Source organism: Burkholderia sp. Bp9140 (genome assembly GCF_003853425.1).
Classification (GTDB): domain Bacteria; phylum Pseudomonadota; class Gammaproteobacteria; order Burkholderiales; family Burkholderiaceae; genus Burkholderia.
The window spans coordinates 80,292-87,505 of record NZ_QTPQ01000036.1; the positions used below are offsets into that span (position 1 = coordinate 80,292).

The window sequence follows — 7,214 nt, forward strand, 5'->3', positions numbered from 1 at the left end:
GGAAATCGAATTGAATGTGAAAGATCCGATCAGGCCGCGTTGGCGATCAGGTCCGACGCCTTCTCGGCGAGCGCGATGGTCGGCGCGTTCGTGTTGCCGCTCGGGATGCTCGGCATCGTCGAGCTGTCGGCCACGCGCAGCCCCGCGATACCGTGCACGCGCAGTTGCGGGTCGACGACGGACGACGCCGCATCCGTGCCCATCCGGCAGGTGCCGACCGGGTGATAGACCGTCTTCGCGGCGCCGCGCACCCAGTCCTCGATCCCCGCGTCGTCGTCGGGCGGGCAGTCCGGCGAGAAGATCTCGTCGACGTGATCCGCGAGCGCCGGCTGGCGCAGGATCTTCAGCGCGAGCTTCGCGGCCCGGATCTGGCCATCGACGTCGCGGCGATCGGCCAGATACCGGCCGTCAATGCGCGGCAGCTCGTGAGGGTTCGACGAGCGGATCGTCACGCGGCCGCGCGAATGCGGTTGCAGATGGCCGGTCTTGATCGTGATCCCGTGCGTGCGGCCCGCCGTCACGCCGATCGGATCGTCGAACGAGTCGATCGTCGGCAGGAAATGGAACTGGACGTCCGGCTGCCCCTGCCCGCAGGTATCGACGAACGCGAACCCTTCGAGCACCGGCGACGTCAGGATGCCCGAGCGGAACCACTTCCACTGGATGCCGTGCTTCAATGCGCGCCATCCCTGGTCCTGGCCGTAGAGCGACACCGGCGTGCGGATCGTCGCGTTGACCGACATGTGCAGGTGATCGTGGAAGTTCTCGCCCACCGGCAGCACGTGCCGGACCTGCACGCCGGCCTCCTCGAGCACCTTGCGCGGCCCGATGCCGGACAACTGCAGGATCTTCGGCGAGCCGATCGCGCCGGCCGACACGATGATTTCCGCCCGGGCGCGCGCGGTCACGCGACGGTTGCCCTGCCGATACGTGACGCCGGTCGCGCGGCCGCCCTCGATGTCGACGCGCTCGACCAGCGCATCGACTTCGAGGCTGAATTCCGGACGGTTCCGGATCGACTTCAGATACGTCGCCGCCGTCGAGCCGCGCTCGCCGTTGAAGATCGTTGCCTGATAGAACCCGACGCCCTCCTGCCGCTCGCCGTTGTAGTCGATCAGGTAGTCGAGCCCCATCTGCTGGCCCGCCCGCACGAACGCCTGCGACAGCGGATGGCGATAGCGGATCTCGGTGACCTGCAGATGCCCTTTGTTGCCGTGATAGGGCGCCGTCAGCGATTCGTTGTTCTCCGCCTTCGCGAAGTAGCGCAGCATGTCGTCCGCGCCCCAGCCCTTGCAGCCGAACTCGGTCTCCCAGCGGTCGTAGTCGTTGCGGTGCCCGCGCACGTACAGCATCCCGTTGACGGAGCTGGAGCCGCCGAGCACGCGCCCCTGCGGCACCGCGATCGAGCGGCCCTTCACGTCGTCCGACGGCTCGGCCGCATACGGCCACGTGTAGCGCGGAATGGCCTTCGCCAACCCGCCCGGCATATGGATGAACAGATCCTTGTCGTGGCCGCCCGCTTCCAGCAACAGCACGGTGCCCTTGCGGCGCTCGACGAGATGGGTCGCGATCGTGCAGCCCGCCGAGCCGGCGCCAATGACGATGTAGTCGAAAGTTCTATCGGACATCCTGGTATGCGCCCGCTGTCGTCCGCGCCACGTTCGCCGGCGCGCGCAGTCGCCGCATGCGTTCGTCGCCCGGCCTTCGGCGGGGTCTCCTTGAAAATCGGTGGTTGTTTTTCATGGCGCGAGCCAGCCCGTGCGATTCGACGCGCCGACGGGCTGCGCGTGAGCGCACGCCCGATTCGACAGGACAGCTTGCCGACCGCTTGTCGATTCTAGGGACGCGCCGCAAGCGCCGATCGGCGTTGCGTGCATACTTTTGGCTTCAGCGTGCAGATCGATGCCGTGCCGCGGCGGCCCTGGGGAACGTGGAGAAACCACGATTGACGCTGCAGGGCCGGGCTCCCGACAATGGCCGCGTCTGAACGCGCGTCCCGGCCGTTTGCATTAACCTTGACGCGTTCCCCGGCCCTCTCCCTCTTCCGGCAATGGCACACGAACTCGTCGTCGACGCCAGCAACAGCAGCGCGAATCTGCGCGACCTGATCGCTGACAGCTTCCTGCCGCTGGTCTTTCACGACACCGGCCCGCAGTTCCGGATGTCGGTGCGGGTTGCCACGGTTGGCGGCCTGCGCATGGCGGACGTCGACACCACCGCGATCCGCGTCGATCGCGACCGCTCGCTCGCGTCGCGCGCCGACAGCGACTGCTACAAGATCCTGTTCCAGATCGCCGGACAGAGCCGCGTCACGCAGCGCAACGCGACGTCGACCGTCAATCCGGGCGAGTGGGTGATCTACGATGCGACGCAGCCGTACATGATCGAATCGGCGAACGCATCACGCTTCGTCGCCGCGCTGACACCGCCGAGAAGCGGCACGATGTGGCGCTGGTTCGTGGAGCGCGAGGGCGTGCAGGTGCGTCGGACCGTCGGCAATGCGCAATTGGCCCTTCAATCGATCCATTACCTGATGGACGGGCAGGTGCCGAACGATCCGGAAAGCCTGTTCGGCTTCGAGCAGTCGACGCTGATGCTGCTCGATTCGGTGATCCGCCGCGAGGCGAGCGATTCGCTGACCGGCGCCGATGCGCGCAGCGCGACGCTGCGGATGAACGCGGAAATCTATCTGTCGCATCACTACAGCGATCCCGATCTGTCGCCGGACAAGCTGGCGAGCGCGCTGAACGTGTCACGGCGCACGCTGTACAGCGCGCTGGCCGCGACCGAGCGGACCCCGCAGAGCCTGATCCAGGAATACCGGCTGCAGGCGAGCCGGCGCGCGCTGGAGGATCCGGCGGATACCAATCGCACGCTGCTGGAGTTGGCGATCGCGTGCGGGTTTTCGGATATCACGCATTTCGGGCGGGCGTTCAAGGCGCGGTTCGGGTGTAGTCCGGGGGCGTATCGGGTCGCGTATCGGAATGCGCCCGTCGCGTGACGCGATCCACATGCGGCGGTTGCGCGGATGCGTCAGGCGGATCACAGCGAGCCGTTGTCGACCTTTCACTCACGGACGGATGGGCAACTTCATCGCGTCGTTGGCGAGCCCCTTTCTATCGTTGGCTACCCGGGCGACAGGTGCCGGACCAGAGCAATGCAAGCAATTGCCGCGACGACCGAACCGGCTCGCCAGACGCACGCAACCCGGGCAAGCGATGCCACGCCACATTCCTCACCGTTCGAGCCCCGCCGCCGTTTCATCCCCAATATTCCGTCCTTGACACCCTATCTTTCGATATATATCTTTAGATATGTTTTACGACATATAGGACACGATCATGCGACACAACCCCTCCCGCGGCCATGCCCGATGCGACGGTCATGGTGCGCATGCCGGCCCTGACTGGTTCGCCGGCCTCTGGCACGCGATCGGCCGCCATCGCCGCGGCCACGACCCGTTTGGCGGCGGCCCGTTCGGCGGCCGTGGCGGACGCGGCTTTGGCGATTTCGGCGACGACGGCATGCCGCGCGGCCGCCAGTTCAGCTCCGACGATCTCCAGCTGCTGCTGCTCGCGCTGGTCGCCGAGCAACCGAGCCACGGCTACGAACTGATCAAGGCGCTCGACACGCGCTCGAACGGTTTCTACAGCCCGAGCCCCGGCATGGTGTACCCGGCACTCACGTATCTCGAGGAAGTCGGCTTCGTCGCATCGCAGGCGGAAGGCAACCGCAAGCGCTATGCACTGACCGACGCCGGCCGCGCGCATCTCAATGCACAGCGCGAACGCGTCGACACCTTGTTCGCGCGCCTCACGCACCTCGCGCGCAAGATGGAATTCATGCGCCGCGCGTTCGCCGGCGAGTCGGCGGGCAGCGAAGCGCAGGACGAAGCGCAGCCCGGCTGGCTGCCGGAGTTCGTCGAGGCCCGCCTCGCACTGAAGCGGGCGCTGCTCCACAAGAGCGCCGCCGATGCCGACGAGCAGCGGCGTATCGCGGCGATCATGCGCCGCGCGACGGCCGAAATCGAAGGCGGCACCGGCGCGTAACCCGCGCCGCCTCGTCAAAACCATAGGAGAACGGATTGATGCAGAACCCATCCGAACGCGCCGTCACCCGTGTGCGCCATACCCTCAAGTTCCGCCAGCTGCAGGTCGTGCGCGTGCACGCGGTGACGCCGCACCTGCTGCGCGTGACCCTCGGCGGCCCCGACCTCGCGGATTTCGAATCGTCGTCGTTCGACGACCACGTGAAGGTGTTTTTCCCGGCGCCCGGCGCCGAGCGGCCCGCGATGCCGACGCTCGGCCCGAACGGCCCCGAGTTTCCCGAAGGCGAGCCGAAGCCGGTCGCGCGCGATTTCACGCCGCGCCGCTTCGACCGCGCCGCCTGCGAACTCGATCTCGAATTCGTGCTGAACCATCCGGGTCCCGCATCGCAATGGGCGGCGCAGGCCCGCGTCGGCCAATGGCTCGGTATCGGCGGCCCGCGCGGTTCGTTCGTGGTCCCGATCGATTTCGACTGGCATCTGCTGATCGGCGACGATACGGCGCTGCCGGCGGTCGCGCGGCGCCTCGAGCAATTGCCGGCCGGCACGCGCGCGGCGGTCGTGCTGGAAGTCGCGGATCGCACCGCGCAGATCGCGTTCGATACGCGCGCCGACGTGCATGAAATCTGGCGCTTTCGCGCCGAAGCCGACGCGGCGGACGGCGACGTGCTGCTGAATACCGTGCGCGAGCTGCCGCTACCGTCCTCCGGCGACGGTTACGTGTGGGCGGCCGGTGAAGCGCAGTCGATGCGCGCGGTGCGTCAGCACCTGACCGGCGAGCGCGGCGTCGACAAGTCGCGCATCCGCGCGGCGGCCTACTGGAAGCGCGGCGCGGCGGCCGTGCATGAAACGCTGGAAGACTGACGCGAACGGGCACCCGCGCATCGGCGGGCTTGGCATCGGCGGCGTGGCTGGTATATATGTATGTCTGCGACGCCGCTGTCGTGCGACAGCCGCCGCAGCCCGCCCAGGAGCGCCCGGTCATGACAAAAGAAAGCCACGCTTCGCCTTTCCTTCGCAACCTGAAGATCGCCGGCTATTGCGGCCTGGCGGCCGTCGTGCTCGCGCTGTTCGTCGCGATGTGCGCGATCCTGAAGGAAAGTTCTCTCGAACGCGACGCCGCCCAGCACCCGGGCGAAACGCCTGAACTGCACGAAGCAGGCGGCAGCACATCGGCATCGGCCGACGCAGCCAAGACGCCTGGTTGAAGGCGTCCGGACGAAGTCTTATCCGCGTGGTTCCCGGGCTCAGGGCGCGCGCTCGCGCCCCATCATCACCGCGTGCACGACATCGCCGATCCGTTCGAGCAGCTCGACCACGCGTTGCCCGTACAGATGCGCGGCCAGTGCGCCGGTCGTGCCGACCAGCACACCGCCGGCCATGTCGAACGGCCAATGCACGCCCGCATACACACGACCCCATGCAATCGCGACGGCCATCGCGGCCATCACGAAGCCTGTCAGCCGCGTGGTGCCGGCGAGCATCATGCCGACCGCGAGACTCCACGCGAACGTCATGTGATCGCTCGGAAACGAGCTGTCCGGCACATGCGGAATCAGTTGCGTGCCGACGCCGGCCATGAACGGCCGCGGCGAGAACCAGAAATGGCCGAGCACCTGCGCGAGCGCCAGCGCCACGCACGTGCCGACGCCGGCTTCGATCGCCTGGCGACGCGTCGGGCGCTCGCCGAAGATCCAGGTCAGCAGCAGCATCGCGGGCAGCGCATAGACGAGCCAGTCGGCGGCGAAGATCGCGAGGCGGGCAACGCCGGGGTGCGGCGCGGCGCCGGCATTGAAGGCGGAAAACAGGGTGAGATTGAGGTTCTGCATGAATCCGGTTGCGTGGGGCGTAATGATGGGACCGGGCGTACCGGTCGAATGCGAACGATGCTAGGGCGCATTCGCTTAAGCATTGCTTAATGCGTCGGGCGACCGGCGATCAGGACGGACCCGTGCACCGCGCGCGAAGGCACTTAGAGCCCGCACTGCAACACAAGTTCACACAATTGTCACATTTCCGCACGACCGTCTCCCGTAAAAGCTCACCAACCGTCCCGGAAAGGCTCACCTTTTTCACATCGTGGCGTCATTGACGTGTGCGAGGATCGGACCGCCACGCGCGCTCCATGCCGTATGCGCCGTTCGTCTCAATATTTGCGTTGCAAATAATTCGAAATCGGCAACAATTAATTCCAAATGCGGCATCGCACAACGGCAACGCACAGGCATAGGATTACGGGCTTACGAGCACTCATCCACGAAGCGATCAACAACAAGGAGTCCGCATGAAACCCAGCGATGTCCGATCGAAAGCGTTTGCGATGCCGTTGACCAGCCCTGCGTTCCCGATGGGCCCGTACCGTTTCGTCGATCGTGAGTTTCTGATCATCACGTATCGCACCGATCCCGACCGTCTGCGTGAAATCGTCCCCGAGCCGCTGCAGATCACCGAGCCGCTCGTGCATTACGAATTCATTCGCATGGCCGATTCGACCGGCTTCGGCGACTACACCGAAAGCGGCCAGGTGATCCCCGTCGAATACAACGGCCAGGCCGGCGGCTACACGCTCGCGATGTATCTCGACGATCACCCGCCGATCGCCGGCGGCCGCGAGCTGTGGGGCTTCCCGAAGAAGCTCGCGTCGCCCACGCTGCACGTGAACACCGATCACATCCTGGGTACGCTCGACTACGGCAAGGTGCGCGTCGCGACCGGCACGATGGGCTACAAGCACAAGGAACTCGACATCGACGAGCAGACGAAGCGCCTCGCCGGCCCGAACTTCCTGCTGAAGATCATCCCGCACGTGGACGGCACCGCACGCGTGTGCGAACTGGTGCGCTACTACATGCAGGACATCAGGATGAAGGGCGCGTGGACGGGCCCCGCGTCGCTCGAACTGGCGCCGCACGCGCTCGCGCCGGTGGCCGACCTGCCGGTGCTCGAGATCGTCGAGGCCCGCCATATCGTCGCGGATTTGACACTCGGCCTCGGCGAAGTCGTCTACGATTACCTGGCTCAGTAATACGTCCGCAGTCCTTTCTCCCTGTCAATCCTTTCACCACGGGAAATTCGAAATGAGCAACCTGAATGGCAAGACCGCAGTCGTCACGGGCGCCGCAAGCGGCATCGGCAAGGAAATCGCACTGGAGCTCGCGAAGGCGGGCGC

At 66.2% G+C, this 7,214-nt stretch carries 8 protein-coding genes; 6 read left to right on the plus strand and 2 right to left on the minus strand.

All coding sequences use genetic code 11. From position 1 onward, the window contains the following. Positions 1-29 precede the first annotated feature (29 nt). A complete protein-coding gene (locus tag DIE21_RS27235) occupies positions 30-1,628 on the minus strand; it encodes a GMC family oxidoreductase (RefSeq protein WP_124500588.1) in 1,599 nt (532 codons plus the stop codon). 422 nt (positions 1,629-2,050) lie between these two features. Between DIE21_RS27235 and DIE21_RS27240 the strand changes: the two genes are divergently transcribed. The 4 genes from DIE21_RS27240 (at position 2,051) to DIE21_RS27255 (ending at position 5,253) form a co-directional block, all read left to right on the plus strand. Continuing rightward, positions 2,051-3,001, plus strand: a complete 951-nt coding sequence (locus DIE21_RS27240; protein ID WP_124500589.1) for a helix-turn-helix domain-containing protein — start codon at positions 2,051-2,053, stop codon at positions 2,999-3,001. A 340-nt stretch (positions 3,002-3,341) separates the two neighbouring features. After that, entirely contained in the window at positions 3,342-4,049 is a 708-nt protein-coding gene (locus tag DIE21_RS27245) for a PadR family transcriptional regulator (RefSeq protein WP_124500590.1), read from the plus strand. Between the two features lie 38 nt (positions 4,050-4,087). Next, positions 4,088-4,909 carry a siderophore-interacting protein gene (locus tag DIE21_RS27250; RefSeq protein ID WP_124500591.1) on the plus strand — a complete coding sequence of 274 codons (822 nt, stop codon included), beginning with the start codon at positions 4,088-4,090 and terminating at the stop codon, positions 4,907-4,909. Between the two features lie 119 nt (positions 4,910-5,028). Further along, on the plus strand, positions 5,029-5,253 hold the full coding sequence (locus DIE21_RS27255; protein ID WP_124500592.1) for a hypothetical protein: 225 nt from the start codon (positions 5,029-5,031) through the stop codon (positions 5,251-5,253). A gap of 39 nt (positions 5,254-5,292) precedes the next feature. Here the strand turns inward: DIE21_RS27255 and DIE21_RS27260 are convergent, their stop codons facing one another. Beyond that, positions 5,293-5,874 (minus strand): undecaprenyl-diphosphatase, encoded by a 582-nt coding sequence (locus DIE21_RS27260; RefSeq protein WP_124500593.1) that lies wholly within the window; start codon positions 5,872-5,874, stop codon positions 5,293-5,295. A gap of 455 nt (positions 5,875-6,329) precedes the next feature. On the opposite strand from DIE21_RS27260, the gene DIE21_RS27270 reads away from it, so the two are divergent. After that, a complete protein-coding gene (locus DIE21_RS27270; protein WP_124500594.1) occupies positions 6,330-7,070 on the plus strand; it encodes an acetoacetate decarboxylase in 741 nt (246 codons plus the stop codon). A gap of 52 nt (positions 7,071-7,122) precedes the next feature. Further along, positions 7,123-7,214 (plus strand): SDR family NAD(P)-dependent oxidoreductase (locus DIE21_RS27275; protein WP_124488979.1); only part of this gene is annotated, 92 nt, incomplete at its 3' end.

What these genes read in the sequence shown, in the direction of transcription:
- DIE21_RS27235 (WP_124500588.1), bottom strand. Translation starts at nt 1,628, where the DNA reads ATGTCCGATAGAACTTTCGACTACATCGTCATTGGCGCCGGCTCGGCG.
- DIE21_RS27240 (WP_124500589.1), top strand. Translation starts at nt 2,051, where the DNA reads ATGGCACACGAACTCGTCGTCGACGCCAGCAACAGCAGCGCGAATCTG.
- DIE21_RS27245 (WP_124500590.1), top strand. Translation starts at nt 3,342, where the DNA reads ATGCGACACAACCCCTCCCGCGGCCATGCCCGATGCGACGGTCATGGT.
- DIE21_RS27250 (WP_124500591.1), top strand. Translation starts at nt 4,088, where the DNA reads ATGCAGAACCCATCCGAACGCGCCGTCACCCGTGTGCGCCATACCCTC.
- DIE21_RS27255 (WP_124500592.1), top strand. Translation starts at nt 5,029, where the DNA reads ATGACAAAAGAAAGCCACGCTTCGCCTTTCCTTCGCAACCTGAAGATC.
- DIE21_RS27260 (WP_124500593.1), bottom strand. Translation starts at nt 5,874, where the DNA reads ATGCAGAACCTCAATCTCACCCTGTTTTCCGCCTTCAATGCCGGCGCC.
- DIE21_RS27270 (WP_124500594.1), top strand. Translation starts at nt 6,330, where the DNA reads ATGAAACCCAGCGATGTCCGATCGAAAGCGTTTGCGATGCCGTTGACC.